The 17820-nt window shown below is 74.5% G+C and carries 11 protein-coding genes and 1 pseudogene; 4 read left to right on the top strand and 8 right to left on the bottom strand.

Annotation, left to right across the window (positions count from 1 at the left end):
* Positions 1-13: 13 nt before the first annotated feature.
* The 4 genes from MTO91_RS04140 to MTO91_RS04125 form a co-directional block, all read right to left on the bottom strand.
* Complete coding sequence (locus tag MTO91_RS04140) at positions 14-3583, bottom strand: S41 family peptidase (RefSeq protein ID WP_476653844.1); 3570 nt, start codon at positions 3581-3583, stop codon at positions 14-16.
* Positions 3580-4767, bottom strand: coding sequence for a type III PLP-dependent enzyme (locus MTO91_RS04135; protein ID WP_476653843.1), 1188 nt, complete (start codon positions 4765-4767; stop codon positions 3580-3582). Before MTO91_RS04135 ends, MTO91_RS04140 begins: the two co-directional genes overlap by 4 nt.
* 284 nt (positions 4768-5051) lie before the next feature.
* Complete coding sequence (gene mfd, locus MTO91_RS04130; protein ID WP_476654805.1) at positions 5052-8675, bottom strand: transcription-repair coupling factor; 3624 nt, start codon at positions 8673-8675, stop codon at positions 5052-5054.
* A gap of 197 nt (positions 8676-8872) precedes the next feature.
* A complete protein-coding gene (locus MTO91_RS04125) occupies positions 8873-9697 on the bottom strand; it encodes a siderophore-interacting protein (protein WP_476653842.1) in 825 nt (274 codons plus the stop codon).
* Between the two features lie 190 nt (positions 9698-9887).
* Here MTO91_RS04125 and MTO91_RS04120 point away from each other — a divergent pair, with 190 nt between their 5' ends.
* The 4 genes from MTO91_RS04120 (at position 9888) to MTO91_RS04105 (ending at position 12388) form a co-directional block, all read left to right on the top strand.
* Positions 9888-10769 (top strand): phytanoyl-CoA dioxygenase family protein, encoded by an 882-nt coding sequence (locus MTO91_RS04120; RefSeq protein WP_062400283.1) that lies wholly within the window; start codon positions 9888-9890, stop codon positions 10767-10769.
* An 89-nt stretch (positions 10770-10858) separates the two neighbouring features.
* Positions 10859-11440 (top strand): nitrile hydratase subunit alpha, encoded by a 582-nt coding sequence (nthA, locus tag MTO91_RS04115; RefSeq protein ID WP_476653841.1) that lies wholly within the window; start codon positions 10859-10861, stop codon positions 11438-11440.
* Positions 11437-12096: a nitrile hydratase subunit beta gene (gene nthB, locus MTO91_RS04110; protein ID WP_476653840.1), complete on the top strand. Its 660-nt coding sequence runs from the start codon at positions 11437-11439 to the stop codon at positions 12094-12096. The genes nthA and nthB overlap by 4 nt, the downstream gene beginning before the upstream one ends.
* Positions 12083-12388 (top strand): nitrile hydratase accessory protein, encoded by a 306-nt coding sequence (locus MTO91_RS04105; RefSeq protein WP_476653839.1) that lies wholly within the window; start codon positions 12083-12085, stop codon positions 12386-12388. The genes nthB and MTO91_RS04105 overlap by 14 nt, the downstream gene beginning before the upstream one ends.
* On the opposite strand, the pseudogene MTO91_RS04100 reads toward MTO91_RS04105, so the two are convergent.
* The 4 genes and pseudogenes from MTO91_RS04100 to MTO91_RS04085 form a co-directional block, all read right to left on the bottom strand.
* Positions 12385-13277: pseudogene (locus MTO91_RS04100) on the bottom strand (IS5 family transposase). The gene MTO91_RS04105 and the pseudogene MTO91_RS04100 overlap by 4 nt on opposite strands.
* 47 nt (positions 13278-13324) lie before the next feature.
* Positions 13325-14836, bottom strand: a complete 1512-nt coding sequence (locus tag MTO91_RS04095; protein ID WP_405419367.1) for a GntP family permease — start codon at positions 14834-14836, stop codon at positions 13325-13327.
* On the bottom strand, positions 14833-16464 hold the full coding sequence (locus tag MTO91_RS04090) for an N-acyl-D-amino-acid deacylase family protein (protein WP_405419370.1): 1632 nt from the start codon (positions 16462-16464) through the stop codon (positions 14833-14835). Before MTO91_RS04090 ends, MTO91_RS04095 begins: the two co-directional genes overlap by 4 nt.
* Complete coding sequence (locus MTO91_RS04085) at positions 16464-17711, bottom strand: amino acid deaminase (RefSeq protein WP_476653838.1); 1248 nt, start codon at positions 17709-17711, stop codon at positions 16464-16466. The genes MTO91_RS04090 and MTO91_RS04085 overlap by 1 nt, the downstream gene beginning before the upstream one ends.
* Between the last annotated feature and the right edge of the window lie 109 nt (positions 17712-17820).

Below are 17820 nucleotides of genomic sequence, written 5' to 3'. Positions count from 1 at the left end.
GGCGGTCAGCCTCTCACGCGATGTGGTGCCGATCTCCCCCGCCCGGCCGACCCGGTAGCGCGGGCCGGGCCGCCGACGGCCGCCCCGCGAGGTCCGGCGGCCGCGCGGGCGGGTGCTCGTCGAGCCGGGCCAGGGCGATCGCGATCGCCCGGTCCAGCTGCGGGTCCCGTCCCGCCGCCCGGTCCTGCGGGGTCACCACCACCTCCACGTCGGGGTCGACGCCGTGGTTCTCCATCGTCCAGCCGACGTCGTCGAACCAGGTGGCGTAGCGGGGCTGGGTCACCAGGGTGCCGTCGACGAGCCGGTAGCGGCTGTCGATGCCGATCACCCCGCCCCAGGTGCGGGTCCCGACGACCGGGCCGACCCCGAGCCGCTTGATGGCGGCGGTGACGATGTCGCCGTCGGAGCCCGAGCGCTCGTCGGCCAGGGTCACCACCGGCCCGCGCGGCGCCTGCTCGGGGTAGGTGGCGGGTGCGCCGTGCCGGGGCAGGTCCCACCCGATGACGCGGCGGGCGAGCTTCTCCACCACCAGCTGCGAGGTGTGGCCGCCGCGGTTGCCGCGCACGTCGAGCAGCAGGCCGTCCTTCGCGGTCTCGCGGGCGAGGTCGCGGTGCAGCTGGGCCCAGCCGTAGCCCATCATGTCCGGCACGTGCAGGTAGCCCAGCCGCCCGCCGGAACGCCCGGCGACCTCGGCGCGCAGCCGGGCCACCCGGTCCTGGTAGCGCAGCTCGTCCTCGGAGTGCAGCGGGCGCACCGCGACGCGGCGGACGGTGCCCGCGTCGGGCCGGTCGGGACCGGAGCGCACGGTGAGCTCCACGGTGCTCCCGGCCGTCGCGACGAGCAGTGGCGCGACCCCCCAGTGCGGGTCCAGCGGGCGCCCGTTCACCTCCAGCAGCACGTCCCCGGCCCGCACGTCGACGCCCGGCCCGGACAGCGGGCTGCGCGCGGCGGGCGCGGAGGTCTCCGGCGGCAGGACGCGCCGGACCCGCCACCCCGGTCCGCCTGCCGGGTCGGGTTCCAGGTCGGCCCCGAGCAGGCCGGGGCGCCCGGTCGGGTCGCCGCCGGCGCCGCCGCCCAGGACGTAGGCGTGCGAGGTACCCAGCTCGCCGTGCAGCTCCCACAGCACGTCGAGCAGGTCGTCGTGGCTCCCGGCCCGGTCGACCAGCGGCCGGTACCGGGCGGTCTCGGCGGCCCAGTCGACCCCGGCCATGTCCTCGACCCAGAAGTGGTCGCGCATGAGGCGGGCGGTCTCGTCGAACATCTGCCGCCACTGGGCGACCGGGTCGACGGTGACCACGAGCCGGCGGGTGTCGATCGTGAACTCGTCGCCGCCCGCGTCGTCCTCGGGTGCCGCGGAGCCGCCCCGGTCGGCGCGCAGCAGCCGCACCGTGCCCCGGTCGCGGACGACGAGCCGGGTGCCGTCGCCGCTCACCGTGAACGACGACGCCGGATCGGCGACCACGGTGACCGTGCGCCGGGCCAGGTCGAACCGCTCCAGCACGGCGCGGTCGGGCTCGGCGTCGTCGTCGGGGAGGCTGTCGCCGAGCACGCCGGTGCCGCCGGGCAGCCGCAGCCACACCAGGCCGCCCCGGACCGCGGAGAGCCGGGTGTAGCGGGCGGCCTCGACCGGCACGCCGACGACCCGGTCGGCCAGCCCCTCGACGTCGACGACGACCTCCGGTGGTACCTCGTCGGCGTCGCGTCCGGACCGGCGACGGCCGCCGCGCGCCCCGCTCCGGGCCTGCGTCCCGGCCCCGGTCGCCGCGGCCACCGCGCGGCCCGCACCGTCGGCGGCTCCGTCGCCGGACGGCTCGGGCTCGTCGCCGGGCTCCGGCGGGGCCGGGGGCGTCGGCGGGGTCGCGGGCGGGTCGTCCGGGCCTTCGTCGGCCGGGTCCACCGGGCGGCCGTCCGGCCCCGCCCCGAACGGCGACGGCGTCCGCGCGGCCAGCGGCACCAGGAACGGCTTCCAGCCGGTGCCGAAGGTCAGGTCGAAGGAGTGCTCGTCGTAGCTGGGGTCGAACACCCGCCGGGACAGGAACGCCAGGTGCCTGCCGTCAGCGGTGAAGACCGGGTCGCTGTCGTGGAAGCGGGCCGGGGTCACCTCGGCGTGCTCGCCGTCGGCGACCCGGGTGAGCACGATCCGCGACAGCCCCTCGGGGGCCGGGTCGCACCAGGCCAGCCAGGCCGAGTCCGGTGACCAGGACACGTCGGAGGGCTCGCCCGCGGTGCCGCGGTGCAGCTCGCGCAGCTCCCCCACCGCCCGGGCCGGGACGGCCTCGTCGACCACGCCGTCGTCGGGCCGGTCGTCGGGGCCGGGCGCCGGGTCCGGTGCGGGATCGGCGCCGGTGTGCAGCACCAGCAGCCTGCCGTCGTGCGTGGTGAGCGCGACGGCGGACCCGTCGGGTGCCGGGGCCAGCTCCAGGACCCGTCCGATGCCGCCCGCGGCGTACCGCGCCCGCTCCGGGGCGTCCGGGAGGTGCGGGTCGAGCGGGGCCACGACCACGGCGTCCTCACCGGTCGCGTCGTCCACCCACACGGCGCGGTGCGTACCGAGCGGGTGCGCGAGCCGGGCCCGCACACCGGGCTCGGCGAGCAGCGCGCGGGCGGGACCGTCGCGGTGGGTGAGCCGGTGCACGGTCCCGCGCACCGACACGATGCTCGTGCGGCCGGTGCGGTCGGGCCGGACCGGGCCGAGGTCGGCGGGCAGCGACGCGCGGAACGGCTCGCGGGCGCGCCGCGGCCCGCCGGGCCGGACGTCGATCCGGCGCGGCTGCGAGGCGGCGGACAGGTCGTCGAGCAGGAAGATCTCCCCGGCCGACTCGTAGACCACCCGGCGCCCGTCGGTGCTGGCGTGCCGGGCGTAGAAGTCGGTGCCGCCGCCGGAGCCGTGGTCGGTGTGCCGGCGCAGGTCGGTGCCGGGGTCGGCGAGCGGGACGGAGTAGACATTCCCCCAGCCCTCGTGGTCGGAGACGAACGCCAGCCGCGGGCCCGACCCGTCGTCGACGATCATGGGGCACTCCAGCTGCCCGGCCAGAGCGGCGAGGACCCGGGTGAACTCGCCCGTCCCGGCGGTGTCGAGCCACAGCCGGCCGGCGCGCCCACCGCGGTAGCGCTTCCAGTGGGCCGCGTCGCGCCCGCCCTCGACCTGGGTGAGCACGGCGGGTCCGCCGGGCTGGTGGGCGAGCGCGGTGAGCGTGCCGTACGGCAGCAGCCGCGGTGCCCCGCCGGTCGCCGGGACCGCGTACGCCCACAGCCGGGAGGTCGCGTCGCCGTGCGCGGACAGCGCGACCACCGCGCCGTCGGGGGTCCAGCCCGCGGCGCGGGTCGGCGCCTCGCCCCACCAGGTCAGCCGGGTGGGCGTGCCCCCCTCGGCGTCGACCCGGTACACCTCGGGTGCGCCGTCGCGCCGGGACGCGAACGCGACGGACCCGCCGTCGGGCGAGAAGCGCGGTGCGGTGACGGGCACCCCGTCCGCGGTCAGGCGGTGGGCCCGCCCGCCCTCGACCGGAGCCGTCCACAGGTCGTCCTCCGCGACCAGGACGACCGTGTCACCCGACAGATGGGGATGGCGCAGGAAGCTCACACGGCGACGTTAGCCGCACGCACCGACGATCCGGGCCCGCCCGCGGCGGGGGCGCCGGTGCAGACGCAGCGCAGCGGGGCGAAGCCGTTGAAGCCCACCGAGGAGTAGCTGGCGGTGTAGGCGCCGGTGTGCAGCAGCCGGACCACGTCACCGGCGCACAGGTCGTCGGGGAGCAGGTAGGGGTGCCTGCGGTAGAGCACGTCGGCGCTGTCGCCGGTCGGCCCGGCCAGGACGACCGGGGAGCGGGGGCCGTCGTCGTGCGCGGTGCGGATCGGGTAGCGGACCAGCTCGCTCTCGGTCTCGGCGAGCCCGCCGAAGCGGCCGACGTCGAGGTAGACCCAGCGCGGACCGGCGTCACCGTCCCGGTCGGACACGAGCACGACCTCGCTGTGGAGCGTCCCCGCGTCGGCGACGAGGCCCCGGCCCGGTTCGATCATCAACTCCGGCCGGTCGTCGCCGAACTCCGCGGCGACCGCCTCGTGGATCGCGTCGCCGTAGTCCGACAGCGGGCGGACCTGCGTGTCGTAGTGCGCGGGGAAGCCGCCGCCGAGGTCGAGCAGGTCGGGTCGCAGCCCGCGGGCGCGGACCCGGCGGAACACCTCCGCGGCGTCGGCGATCCCGGCCCGCCACGCCCCCGGGTCGAGCTGCTGGGAGCCGACGTGGAACGACACGCCCGCGGCGCGCAGACCGGCCGCGTCGGCGTCGAGGAGCAACGACGCGGCCGCGGCCGTCGAGCACCCGAACTTGCGGTCCAGCGGGAAACAGGAGCCCGCGCCGGTGCAGGTGACCCGGACGAACACCTCCGCCCCCGGCGCGCAGCGCGCGATCTTGGCCAGCTCGGCGGCCGAGTCGACGGCGAACCGGCGGACCCCGCTGCGGTGCGCGAACGCGATGTCGCGTTCCTTCTTCACGGTGCTGCCGTAGGAGATGTCCGCGGGCCGCGCGCCGGCCGCGAGGCACAGTTCCAGCTCCGGCCGGCTGGCGACGTCGAATCGCGCGCCGAGACCGACCAGGAATGCGACGAGCCGCGGGGCCGGATTCGCCTTGACCGCATAGAACAGTTCCGCTCCGGGAAGTGCACGTCCGAATTCGGCATACCGTTCCCGGACGGCGTCCAGGTCCAGCACCAGGTACGGAGTGCAGAGTTCGACGGATTCGGTGGAGACGGGCCGGCGATCGAACATCGGACACACCTCTTTCCCGGAAACGGGGGTTCACGACGGAAACGGCGTTCTGATCCGCCGTTGATCCGATCGTAAAACAGTGTGGATCACGCGCGTGGGGTGCCGTGGATCACCGGAGGAAACGGGAACCCACGTCGCGCGATTGATCCCGACAACTCCGGCGAGCAGTTCGCCGGCGTCCGTCCCGTTCCGTCCCGGAAACGGCACGGACGCCGACACCCGATGTTCTCCGGTGCAGCACCCGGTGTTCATCAACGCGGCGTCAACGCCGCGTCGGGGCCGCGTCAGGACGAGGCTGAGCTGTGCACCGGGGTGGAGGTCGGCACGATCTGCAGCAGCAGCTCCGCGCACCAGCCGAGCAGCTCGACGTCGCGCATGGCGGCGCCGCCGATCCGGTTGCCCTGCACCGGCTTGGGCACCGTGACGACCTGCGCGGCCGCCTTGTACTGCGCCTTGGGGTAGAGCCGGCGCAGCCGCAGCTGGGCGGAGTCGGGCAGCTGCATCGGACCGATCCGCAGCTGGGTGCCCGCCGAGGCGACCTCGCGGATGCCGAGGCGGCGGCAGAGCTGGCGGAACCGGGCGACCTCCAGCAGGTTGCGCACCGGGGTCGGCGGCTCGCCGTAGCGGTCGGTCAGCTCCTCGACGATCGCGGTGAGCGCGGCGTCGTCCGGCGCCTCGGCGATCTTGCGGTAGACCTCCAGGCGCAGCCGCTCGCCGTCGACGTAGTCGTGCGGGACGTGTGCGTCGACCGGGAGGTCGACCCGGACCTCCTGCAGCTCCTCCGGCTCGGCCCCGATCTCCCCGCCCGCCTGCCTGCGGAACGCCGCGACGGCCTCCCCGACCAGGCGGATGTAGAGGTCGAACCCGACGCCGGCGATGTGGCCGGACTGCTCGGCACCGAGGATGTTGCCCGCGCCGCGGATCTCCAGGTCCTTCATCGCGACGGCCGCGCCGGAGCCGAGCTCGGAGTGCTGGGCGATGGTGGCGAGCCGGTCGTGCGCGGTCTCGGTGAGCGGGTGCTCCGCCGGGAACAGGAAGTAGGCGTAGCCGCGGTCGCGGCCACGCCCGACCCGGCCGCGCAGCTGGTGGAGCTGGGACAGGCCCAGCGTGTCGGAGCGCTCGACGATCAGGGTGTTGGCGTTGGAGATGTCCAGGCCGTTCTCGACGATCGTGGTGCAGATCAGGACGTCGAACTCGCGGTGCCAGAACGCGCTGACGGTCCGCTCCAGCAGATCCTCGTTCATCTGCCCGTGCGCGACGGCGACCCGCGCCTCGGGGACGAGGTCCTGGATCTTCTTGGCCGCCCGGTCGATCGAGCTGACCCGGTTGTGCACGTAGAACACCTGGCCGTCGCGCAGCAGCTCGCGGCGCAGGGCGGCGGCGACCTGCTTGTCGTCGTAGGCGCCGACGTAGGTCAGGGTCGGGTGCCGCTCCTCGGGCGGGGTCGTGATCGCCGACATCTCGCGGATGCCGGCGAGGCTCATCTCCAGCGTCCGCGGGATCGGCGTCGCCGACAGGGTGAGGACGTCGACGTGTGCCCGGAGCGCGGTGATGTGCTCCTTGTGCTCGACGCCGAAGCGCTGCTCCTCGTCGACGATCACCAGGCCGAGGTCCTTGTAGCGGATGCCGGTCTGGAGCAGCCGGTGCGTCCCGACGACGACGTCGACCTGCCCGTCGGCGAGCTTCTCGATCGTCTCGCGCGCCTCGGCCGGGTCGGTGAACCGCGACAGCCCGCGCACGGTCACCGGGAACTGGCGCATCCGCTCGGAGAACGTCGACAGGTGCTGGGTGGCGAGCAGCGTCGTCGGGACGAGGACCGCGACCTGCTTGCCGTCCTGCACCGCCTTGAACGCCGCCCGCACCGCGATCTCGGTCTTGCCGAACCCGACGTCGCCGGAGATGACACGGTCCATCGGGACCGGACGCTCCATGTCCCGCTTGACCTCGTCGATCGCGGAGAGCTGGTCGGGGGTCTCGGTGTAGGGGAAGGCGTCCTCGAGCTCGCGCTGCCACGGGGTGTCCGCGCCGAACGCGTGCCCCGGCGAGGCCTGGCGCGCCGCGTAGAGCTGCACCAGACCGGCCGCGATGTCCTTGACCGCCTTGCGGGCGCGGCTCTTGGTCTTGGCCCAGTCCCCGCCGCCGAGCTTGTTGACGGCGGGCTGCTCGCCGCCCACGTAGCGGCTGATCTCGTCGAGGGCGTCGGTCGGCACGAACAGCCGGTCGGCGGGCTGGCCGCGCTTGGAGCTGGCGTACTCCAGCACCAGGTACTCGCGGGTGGCGCCCTGGACGGTGCGCTCCTTCATCTCGATGAAGCGTCCGATGCCGTGCTGGTTGTGGACGACGAAGTCGCCGGGCTGCAGCACGGCCAAGTCGACGGCGTTGCGCTTGCGGGGGGTGGTCTTGCGCGGCGCGGTGTCGAGCCCGGCGCGGCTGCCGGTCAGGTCGGCCTCGGAGACGACGACCAGCCCGACCTCCGGCGCGGTGAACCCGTTCAGCACGCGCCCGCAGGTGACGGTGACGATCCCCTTCTCCGGGGCGTCGGCGAGCACCGGGACGGCGGAGGCGGGGACCTCGGCCTCGCGCAGCTGCTCCAGCGAGCGGTCGGCGGTGCCCTGCCCGGCCAGCACGAGCACCGCGGCGCCGCCGGTGGCGACGTGCGCGCGCAGGTCGGTCAGCACGCGGTCGGTGTCGCCCCGGTAGGGCTCGATCTCGTGCACGCCCGCCACGACGACGTCGTCGGAGCCCGACAGCAGCGGCGACAGCGAGACCACGGGGCGGCCGGTCGCCGTCGCGTGGTCCAGCGTGACGCGCAGGTCGCGGTAGGCCGACCCGGAGACGTCGATCGGGGCCTCGCCGCCGGAGCCGGACGCCAGCCAGGACGCCTCCAGGAACTCCTGCCCGGTGCGCACGAGGTCCGCGCAGCGGGTGCGGATGCGCTCGGGGTCGGCGAGCAGCACCCGCGTCCCGTCCGGGAGCAGGTCGGTGAGCGTCTGCATCTCCCCGCCGACCAGCGCCGGGATCAGCGACTCCATGCCCTCACCGGGAATGCCCTCGGACAGCTTCTCCAGCAGCTCGCGCAGCGGGTTGCGGTTGAGGCCCGCGGTCTCGGGCTGCTCCAGGGCCAGCTCGCCGGCCCGCTCGCGCACCGGCGTGGTGAGCAGCAGCTCGCGGCACGGCGGCACGTCGATCCGCGTGACCTCGCCGACCGAGCGCTGGTCCGCGACGGAGAACGACCGCACCTCGGAGACCTCGTCGCCCCAGAACTCGACACGCACCGGGTGCTCGGCGGTCGGCGGGAAGATGTCGAGGATGCCGCCGCGCACGGCGAACTCGCCGCGGGTGGTGACCATCTCGGCGCGGCTGTAGGCCAGCTCGACCAGCCGCACCAGCAGCTGCTCGAAGTCGTACTCCTCGCCGACGGCCAGCGTCACCGGGGCGAGCGTGCCCAGCCCGGGCGCGACCGGCTGGATCAGGCTGCGCGCCGCGGTCACGACCACCCGAGGGGCGGTCTCCGCCGAGGAGAGCCGGTGGAAGATCGTCAGCCGGCGGGCGACGGTGTCCGGGCGCGGGGACAGCTTCTCGTGCGGCAGCGTCTCCCAGCTCGGCAGTACGACGACCGGCGCGCCCGCGCAGTCGTGCACCGTGTCGGCGGCGGCGCCCGGCGCCTCGCCGTGGCCGAGCAGGTCCGACACCGCGGCCGCGAGGTCCTCGGCCTCCCGGTCGGTGGCGGTCACGGCGAGCACCGTGGAGGTCTCGGCGAGCCCGGCGGCGAGCAGCGGGCGCACCGCGGAGGGGCCCTCGACCTGCACGGCAGGGGTCTCACCGGCGCGGGTGTCCGCGGCACGGGCGGCGTCGACGGCGGCGCGCAGACCGGCGTCGGACAGGGCGGAGGTGAGCAGACCGGACAGGATGGCCACGACGGCGCTGGCTCCTCGGTGGAGGTGGGCTGGCGGTGCGCGCGGCGACGGGGACCGGCCGCGGGCAGGACAGACCCCTGCCCGGGTCGCGGTAGGGCTCCCGACCCGGTCGGGGTGCCGACCTCCGAGTTTACGCCTGGCCCACGCGGGCGCCGACCGAGGCGTCCGTGTCCCGCGGAACGCCTCGCTCAGAGCAGCCCGTCGCGCTCCAGGGTCGCCTCGTAGATGTCGAGCATCCGCTCGTCGTCGCCCCCGGCGGCGACGGCCGCGTCGGCGTAGGCCTTCTCGAAGCGCTCCTGATTGGCCTGCCAGGTGCGACGGAAGGTGTCGGCGTCACGACGCCAGTAGCCGAGCACGCCGTAAGCGCCGGGCGGCAGGCCGCGCTCGTGGCGCAGGTGCTTGCGGGCGGCACGGGTCGCGGACGCCTCACCGCCGACGTAGACGTAGCCGGGCCCGTCCGGCAGCGCCAGCCCGGCGACGATCTCCGCCAGCCGGCTGCCGGTCTCGCTCGCGGGCTCGCGCCGGACCCGCGCCCGCGTGGGGAAGTCGGCCGGGACCTCGTCGATCTCCAGGACGACCTCGGTGTCGACGCCCTCGGGGGTCTCGGTGACGATCCGGGCGAGCGCCGGGAGCGCGGCCGCATCGCCGACGAGGATCTGCCAGCCGACGCCGGCCGGGCGCTTGAACCAGCTGTTCGAGTGCGAGACCTCGATCTCGTCACCGACGCAGGCCCGCCGGGCCCAGCCCGCGCCGACCCCGCCGGGGTGGCAGACCAGGTCGATGGACGCCCGGGTGCGGCAGGGGCTGACCTCGCGCAGGGTGTACCAGCGACCGTGGTCGTCGCGGCCGCCGTCGGGCAGCGGGAAGTGGAAGACGCAGGCCTCGTCGGGGACGCCCGGCAGGCCGAGACCGGCGAGCCCCTCCCCCTCGAGCTCGGCCCGGACGAAGACGTCCGAGAGCCGCTGCAGACCCACCACGCGGACCGCCGCCCGGTCCTCGGTCACGACCGACATCGCCGCCTCCTCCATAGGTGAGGCTCAGCTAACCACGAGGGAGCGGGCCACACCAAACGGATCTTCCGGACATGGTGTCGCACAGCACGACTACTACGACGCATCGTAGATGCTCACCCGATCGTGTGCGCTAGCCTCGACAGGCGTCAGGCGGGTTTCCGACCCCCGAGCCAGCACGGAGGAGCAAGCGGTGATCACGGTCTACCTCAACCGCCGGATCGACGACGACGCGCGCCGCGAGTCCCTGTTCCGGGGCGACTTCCACCTCTACAGCGGGATCGGCGGCGCGAACGCCCTCGCCGACCACGCCAAGGACCTGATCGGTCAGGCCTTCGAGGGTCTGGACCCGGAGCGGGCCCAGTACGAGATGGACGTCGACGAGTTCGTCCGCCGCGTCGAGCCGCTCAAGCGCGAGTTCACCAACGGCGACCGGACCAAGGCGCTCTGCCAGCAGTTCGCCGTCGACTTCGGCGTCGACCCCGAGCGCACCTACTTCGACATCCCGCGGCTGCGCGTGATCCCGGCCGACCAGTTCCTCACCGCCGGTGTGTCCTACAACTACAAGGCGCACCGCGACATGTGGTACGGCCACCCGCAGCAGCTCGTGAACTACTGGACCCCGGTGTTCGACGTCGTCGGCGACAACGTCATGAGCATGTACACCGACTACTTCGACCGCCCGGTGAAGAACGGCTCGAACCAGTACGACTACGACGAGTGGGTCGCCAAGCACCGCACCGCGGCCGCCGGCGAGAAGACCACCGACACCCGTCCGCACCCGCTCCCGCTGGAGGACTTCGAGTCCCGCGGCGAGATCCGGATCGCCGGGCAGTCGGGTGACGTGTTCATGTTCTCGTCGAACCACCTGCACGCGTCGGCGCCGAACACCTCCGACGTCACCCGGTTCTCCTACGACCTGCGCACGATCAACCTCGACGACGTCCGGGCCGGCCGCGGCCCGCGCAACGTCGACTCGGGCGCGACCGGCACCACGCTGGGCGACTTCCTGCGGGTCTCCGACCTCGCCCCGCTGAAGGCCGAGGAGTTCGAGGACGCACTCACGCACGCCTGAGCCCACCGCCCTCCCGACGGCCCGGTACCGCGAGGTGCCGGGCCGTCGTGCTCTCGACGCCCCGGCCCCGCCTGGCTAGCGTCCTCCCGATGAGCGGTGAGCTGCGACCGGTGGACGCCCGCGTGCGGGCACTCGAGTCGATCCTGGTCGAGAAGGGCTACGTCGACCCGGCCGCACTCGACGAGATCATCGAGACCTACCAGCACCGGGTCGGCCCGCGGAACGGCGCGCACGTCGTCGCCCGGTCCTGGACCGACCCGGACTTCGCGGCCCGGCTCGCCGACGACGCGACCGCGGCGGTCGCCGAGCTCGGCTACGCCGGTCGCGGCGGCGAGCACCTCGCCGCGGTGTTCAACTCACCGCGCGAGCACCACCTCGTCGTCTGCACCCTGTGCTCCTGCTACCCGTGGCCGGTGCTGGGCCTGCCCCCGGTCTGGTACAAGTCGCCGGCCTACCGGTCGCGCGCGGTGCTGGACCCACGCGGCGTGCTCGCCGACTTCGGGACCGTGCTCGACGACGACGTCGCCATCCGGGTGCACGACTCCACCTCCGAGCTGCGCTACCTGGTCGTCCCGCAGCGCCCGGCCGGTACCGACGGCTGGTCCGCCGACGAGCTCGCCGCGATCGTCTCCCGCGACGCCATGATCGGTACCCGGCTGGTGTCGGCGTGAACGGCGCGCACGACCTCGGCGGCGCGATGGGCTTCGGACCGGTGGAGCCCGAGCCGGAGGACGTCCGGTTCCACGCGGGCTGGGAGCCGCTGGTGCTGGCGCTGACCCTCGCCGCGGCCCGCCCGGGCGGCTGGTCGATCGACGAGTCCCGGCACGCCCGCGAGTCGCTCCCGCCGCCGGTCTACCTGACCCTGACCTACTACGAGATCTGGCTCGCGGCGACCGAGGAGCTGCTGGTCACCCACGGTCTGGTCGGCGCCGACGAGCTCGACGCCGGGCGTTCCCTGCGCCCGCGCGCCGACGCCCCGGCCGCGCTGGACGCCGACGCCGCCGCCCGGGTGCTGGCCACCGGCGCCCCCACCGAGCGCGACGGCACCGGCCCGCCCCGGTTCGCCCCCGGCGACCGCGTGCGGGCCCGGGTGATGCACCCGCGCGGGCACACCCGGCTCCCCCGCTACGTCCGCGGCCGGTGCGGGACCGTCGAGACCCACCGCGGGACCCACGTGCTGCCCGACGCCCGCGCGCACGGCCACGGTGAGTGCCCAGAGCCGCTCTACACCGTCGTGTTCACCGGCCCCGAGCTGTGGGGCCCGGACGCCGACCCGACCACGACCGTCTCCGTCGACGCCTGGGAGTCCTACCTTGAGCCCGCCTGACGGCCCGGTCTTCGACGAGCCGTGGCAGGCGAGCGCGTTCGCGCTGGCCGTGGCCCTGCAGGACACCGGGACGCTGGACCGGCAGGAGTTCGCCGAGACCCTGGGCGGCGAGCTGGACACCGGCCTGGACTACTGGGACGCCTGGCTCGCCGCGCTGGAGCACCTGCTCGACGGGCTCGGCGTCGCCGACCGCGGCTCGGTCGAGGAGCGGACCGGCGCCTGGCTGCGTGCCGCCGTCGCGACCCCGCACGGCGCGCCGGTCACGCTCGACGCCGGCCCGCTGCGCTCCTAGGGCGTGTCCTGTAAGTCGGTGCGCAGCCACAACACGGTCGCGGCGATGATGATCTCCGATCGGTAGTAGGCCACGCGCTTCGCGTAGCGGGTGGCGAGGGCGCGGAACTGCTTGAGCCGGTTGAAGCAGCGTTCGACCACGTTGCGACTGGCGTAGAGGGCCGGGTCGAACGCCGGTGGGCGACCGCCGCGGGAGCCCTTCGCGCGTCGGCGCTGGATCTGGTCGCTGCGTTCGGGGCTGGTGAACGCGATGCGGCGCCGGCGTATCGCCGCGCGGGTCGAGGGGTGGGAGTAGGCCTTGTCGGCCAGCACCCGGTCGGGCCGGGTGCGTGGTCGGCCGGGTCCGTCTCGGCCGACCACGATCTGATCGAGCAGCGGGAGCAGTTGTGGGTTGTCCCCGGCCTGGCCCGGGGTGAGGATCACCGACATCGGCAGTCCGCGCCCATCGACCGCGAGATGAATCTTGCTGGTCAGCCCGCCACGAAACCGTCCGAGGGCTTCTCCGTCGACGGCGAGGGCTTCGACCCACCCAGTGGTGCAGCCCCCTTTATCCGGGCACCGGCGGAGTGCTGGTGAGCCCGGACGCTGCTGGAATCGATGCTGAAGGTCCACTCCACGTTCCCGACGGCGTCATCCTTGACGATCACGTCGTCGAGGATGCGTTCCCAGGTGCCGTCCGCGGTCCAGATCCGCAGGCGATCATGCGCGGTCTTCCAGGGTCCGTAGCGCTCGGGCAGGTCGCGCCACGGGGCGCCGGTGCGCAGCTTCCACAGGATCGCGTTGATCACCTGACGGTGATCGCGCCACCGCCGGCCTCGCCCTGCGACCGGGGGCAGCAACGGCTCGATTCGCGCCCAGGCCTTGTCCGTCAGCTCACCCCGACCCACCACCCGAGCATGATCACCGACAGCAGGTCAGAACCCTTACAAGACACGCCCTAGACGACGGCCCACACCAGCGCGGCCGCGGCGAACCCGACGACCGACAGGATCGTCTCCAGCACCGTCCAGGTCATCAGGGTCTGCTTCACCGTCATGTTGAAGTACTTGGCGACGATCCAGAACCCGCCGTCGTTGACGTGGCTGGCGATGATCGACCCGGCCGACACGGCGACGACGATCAGCGCGAGCTGCGGCTGGCTGTAGCCGCCCGCGGCGACGGTCGGGCCGATGATGCCCGCCGTCGTCACGATGGCGACGGTCGCCGAGCCCTGGGCGATCCGCAGCGCCGCGCTGATCAGGTACGCCGAGGCGATCACCGGCAGCCCGATCGCGGTCATCGAGCCGGCCAGTGCGTCGCCGACGCCGGTGGTCTGCAGGACCTTGCCGAAGAACGCCCCCGCCCCGACGACGAGCAGGATCATCCCGACCGGGCGCAGCGACTCGCCGGAGATCCGGCCGAGCTCGGCCATCGACGTCCCGCGCCGGATGCCGAGCAGGTACAGCGCGAGCAGCACCGACAGCGTCAGCGCGATGGCCGGGGTGCCGAGCAGCACGAGGACGTCGCGGAGCACCGTGCCCTCCGGGAGCGTCACCCCCGCGACGGTCGCGGCGAGGATGAGCACCAGCGGGACCGCGATGATCGAGGAGATGAGCGCGACCGACGGGGGCGCGGCCACCGCGACCGCGGTCTGCGGGCCGGCCGTCTCCGCGGTGCGGACACCGGCCGTCCCGCCGCCCGGGTCGCCGTCGCCGTCGCCGTTGCTGTCGCCGGTGTCGCGCGCGGAACCGGCCGGGCCGGGGGCCGGGGCGGCCCCGCCGGGCAGGTCCTCGGGCACGCCGACCTGGATCCGCCGCCCGATGAACGAGCCCCACCAGACGCCGCTGACCAGCCAGGCGGGGATGCCGCAGAGCAGGCCCATCGCGATCACCCAGCCCATGCCGACGCCGAGCAGCCCGCCCGCGGTGACCGGTCCGGGGTGCGGCGGCAGGAACGCGTGGGTCATCGACAGCCCGGCGAGCATCGGCATCGCGTAGAGCACCAGCGAGCGGCCGCCGCGGCGCGCGGCCACGTAGACCAGCGGCGCGAGCACGAAGATGCCGATGTCGAAGAACACGGGGATGCCGAGCACCAGCCCGGTGACCCCCATCGCGAGCGGTGCGCCCTTCGGCCCGAACAGCCGGAGCAGCCGTTCGGTCAGGGCGTCCGCGCCACCGGAGCGCTCCATGATCGCGCCGAGCACGGTGCCCAGCCCGATGATCGGGGCGATGTGGCCGAGGATCCCGGCGAACCCGGTCTCGAACAGCGAGTCCGACGCCTTGATCGGGGTGCCGACGAGGTCGGTGACCGACACGCCCGCGACGAGCGCGACCAGCACGCCGGTGACGATCAGCGCGATGAACGGCTCCAGCCGTAGTCGCATGATCATGATCAGCAGCAGCGCGACGCTGACGGCGGCGAGGGTGAGCAGGCCGGCCGTGTCGTTCTGCAGCCAGTCGAGGAAGGTCATCGTCGTCCTCCGGTGGGGTGGGTGCCCGGTGCGGTCCGGCCGTCGGCCCGGCGGCGCAGTGCGCGGCCGGCGAGCGCGTCGGTGCGCTCCCCGCCGTCGACCGCGACGGCCCCGTTGACCAGGACGTACGGGATGCCGGCCGCCTGCTGGGCGGGCTCGGCGAAGGTGGCGGTGTCGGTGACGGTGTCCGGGTCGAACACGACCAGGTCGGCGGCCAGGCCCGGCCGGACGCGACCGCGGTCGGCCAGGCGGAGCCGGTCGGCGGCGCGCCCGGTGAGGTGGTGGACGCACTCCTCCAGGGAGAACAGCCCGAGCTCGCGGCAGTAGTGACCGAGGTAGCGGGGGAAGGTCCCCCAGGCCCGCGGGTGCGGCTTCGCACCGACGAGCAGGCCGTCGCTGCCGCCGGTGTGCCGCGGGTGGCGCATGATCGCGCGGACGTTCTCCTCGTGCCCGACGTGCTGCAGGATGCCGGTCCCGAAGTCGTCGCGGAGCAGGATGTCCACGCAGGTGTCGAACGGATCCGCTCCGGTCGCGCCCGCGATGTCGGCGACCGTCCGCCCGACCGTCCCGGCGAGCTCGGGGTTCGTGACCCCGCTGATCTCGATCGTCTCCCACTCGGCGACGACGCCGTGGCAGCCGTCGGAGCCGTGGACCTCCAGGTCCTCGCGGATCCGGGCGAGTGCGGCCGGGTCGCGCAGCCGCTCGCGGGCCGCGTCGAGGCCGCCGGACTGGCACCAGCTGGGCAGGATCGCCGACAGCGTCGTCGCACCCGGCAGGTACGGGTAGGTGTCGAGGGTGATGTCGACGCCGCGGGCGACGGCCGTGTCGAGCAGCGTGATCAGCTCCCCGGCCCGGCCCTTGTTGGGGCCGAAGTTGAGCGTGGCGTGCGCCAGGTGCAGCGCGCACCCGGACCGCTCGGCGACGTCGACCATCTCGGCGTAGGCCTCCAGCGCGCCCGCGCCGTAGCTGCGGTGGTGCGGGGCGAAGAAGCCGCCCCGCTCCCCCACCGCGGCGCACAGCGCGGCGAGCTCGGCGCCGTCGGCGTACATGCCGGGGGTGTAGGTGAGCCCGGCCGAGAGACCGACCGCGCCCTCGTCCATGCCGGTGCGGACGACGCCGGCCATCCGGGCGATCTCCGCCCGCGTGGCGGGGCGGTCGTCCCAGCCGCAGACCAGCGCGCGGACGGTGCCGTGCGGGACGAGGTAGGCGGCGTTGCCGGCGATGCCCTCGTCGAGCCGGTCCAGGTACTCCGCGACGGTGCGCCAGGTGAAGGAGTCCGCGCCGGGGTCACCGTTCCAGCCGGCGATCGCGCGGCGCAGCACGGGCAGCACGTCGTCGTCGACGGGGGCGTAGGACAGCCCGTCCTGGCCGAGGACCTCGGTCGTCACGCCCTGGGAGACCTTCGCGAGGTGCGCGGGCTCGGTGAGCAGGCGCAGGTCGGAGTGGGCGTGCATGTCGACGAACCCGGGGGCGACGACCATCCCGTCCACGTCGACGACCCGCCCGGCCCGTCCGGCCGCGTCCGGCCCGACCGCGGCGATCCGGTCGCCCTCGACGAGCACGTCCGCGGTGTACCGGGGCCCGCCGGTCCCGTCGACGACGGTGCCGCCGCGCAGCAGCGTGCCCATCAGAAGAACGTCCGGACGAGCTCGACGACCTGCGGGTCGGGGTCCGTGCCGTCCAGCACCGGGATCCAGCGCCACTTGTCGAACGCGGTGCACGGGTGCGAGAGTCCGAGCCGGACGACCTGCCCGATCCGGACCTGCTCCTCGGTGCGCAGGAACGCGTGCTGGTCGTTGACGGCGGTGACGGTGCCGGTCAGCGGCCGCGAGGGCGACCCGAGGTCGTCGGCGATCCGCTGCGGCTCGGGCAGCCCCTCGTCGAACGGGACGTCGCGCTTGCCCGCGTCGAGCAGCGCGAGGCCGGGCTCCGGGGTCGACACCACCCGGGCGGTCACGTGCATGGCCGAGCGGAACGGGCGCTGCTCGTCGTCGCGGGCCAGCGGGGAGATGCCGCGGTAGAAGCCGTCGTCGTGGACGAGGTAGGCGCCCGAGCGCAGCACGACGCGGGTGCGCGCGTCGGCGAGCCCGGCCAGCGCGGCGACGACCTGGTCGAAGTAGGCGCTGCCGCCCGCGGTGACCACGACCTCGTCGGTCCCGTAGGACGGGGCGAGCCGGCGGTGCAGCTCGGCGAGGTCGTCGAGGTAGGCGCGGACGGTCGCCAGCGACGCCTCCGACGGGTCGTGCGCGAGCGCCCCCTCATAGCCGCCGACCCCGGCCAGCGCCAGCGCCGGGCTGGCCACGACGGCCGAGGCCACCCGCTCGGCCTCGGCCAGGGTGCGCGCGCCGGTCCGGCCGCCGGGCGCCCCCAGCTCGACGACGACGGCGAGCGGCCGTGCCGGGGACCCCGCGGCGGTGGTCATCGCGGCGACGGCGTCGACCGAGTCGACCCAGCTCAGCACCTCCAGCTCCGGGTCGGCGTCACGCGCGGCGGCGACGGCCCGCACGCCCGCCGGGTCGACGAGCGCGTTCGCCAGCAGCACCCGTCGCACGCCGGCGTCGATCGCGATCCGCGCCTGCCACGGCGTCGCGACGGTGATCCCCCAGGCGCCGTGGCGCAGCTGCAGGTCCCACAGCGCGGGGGCCATCGTCGTCTTGCCGTGCGGGGCGAGGTCGACGCCGTGCGCGGCACACCAGCCGGCCATCCGCTCGGCGTTGGCGTGCAGGGCCGCCCGGTCGAGGGTGAGGACGGGTGTGGCCAGGTCCGACAGCCGCGGCCCGCCGGCGAGCCACTCGTCGACCGTACCGGGCAGCGGCGGGACCGACTTGGCGTACGGGCCGGGCCGTTCGGCGCCGAGCGACGCGTACCGGAGCATCCCGTTCTCCCCTCTGAGCAGGTACGTTGCGTATTCTGCAGCACTGGTTGCGTATTTCGGTGCGGCTGTTCTAGCATCGCCGCGACAGATCGGTCAACGACGGCGGAGG

Source organism: Pseudonocardia sp. 2-7 (genome assembly GCF_056341085.1).
Note: the sequence above shows the minus strand (reverse complement) of the source record. Positions and strands in the feature narration are given on the sequence as shown.

Excerpts from the sequence above, each read along its gene's own strand:
- MTO91_RS04135 (WP_476653843.1), bottom strand. The coding sequence starts at position 4,767 with ATGTTCGATCGCCGGCCCGTCTCCACCGAATCCGTCGAACTCTGCACT.
- MTO91_RS04125 (WP_476653842.1), bottom strand. The coding sequence starts at position 9,697 with ATGTCGGTCGTGACCGAGGACCGGGCGGCGGTCCGCGTGGTGGGTCTG.
- nthA (WP_476653841.1), top strand. The coding sequence starts at position 10,859 with ATGAGCGGTGAGCTGCGACCGGTGGACGCCCGCGTGCGGGCACTCGAG.
- MTO91_RS04095 (WP_405419367.1), bottom strand. The coding sequence starts at position 14,836 with ATGACCTTCCTCGACTGGCTGCAGAACGACACGGCCGGCCTGCTCACC.
- MTO91_RS04090 (WP_405419370.1), bottom strand. The coding sequence starts at position 16,464 with ATGGGCACGCTGCTGCGCGGCGGCACCGTCGTCGACGGGACCGGCGGG.
- MTO91_RS04085 (WP_476653838.1), bottom strand. The coding sequence starts at position 17,711 with ATGCTCCGGTACGCGTCGCTCGGCGCCGAACGGCCCGGCCCGTACGCC.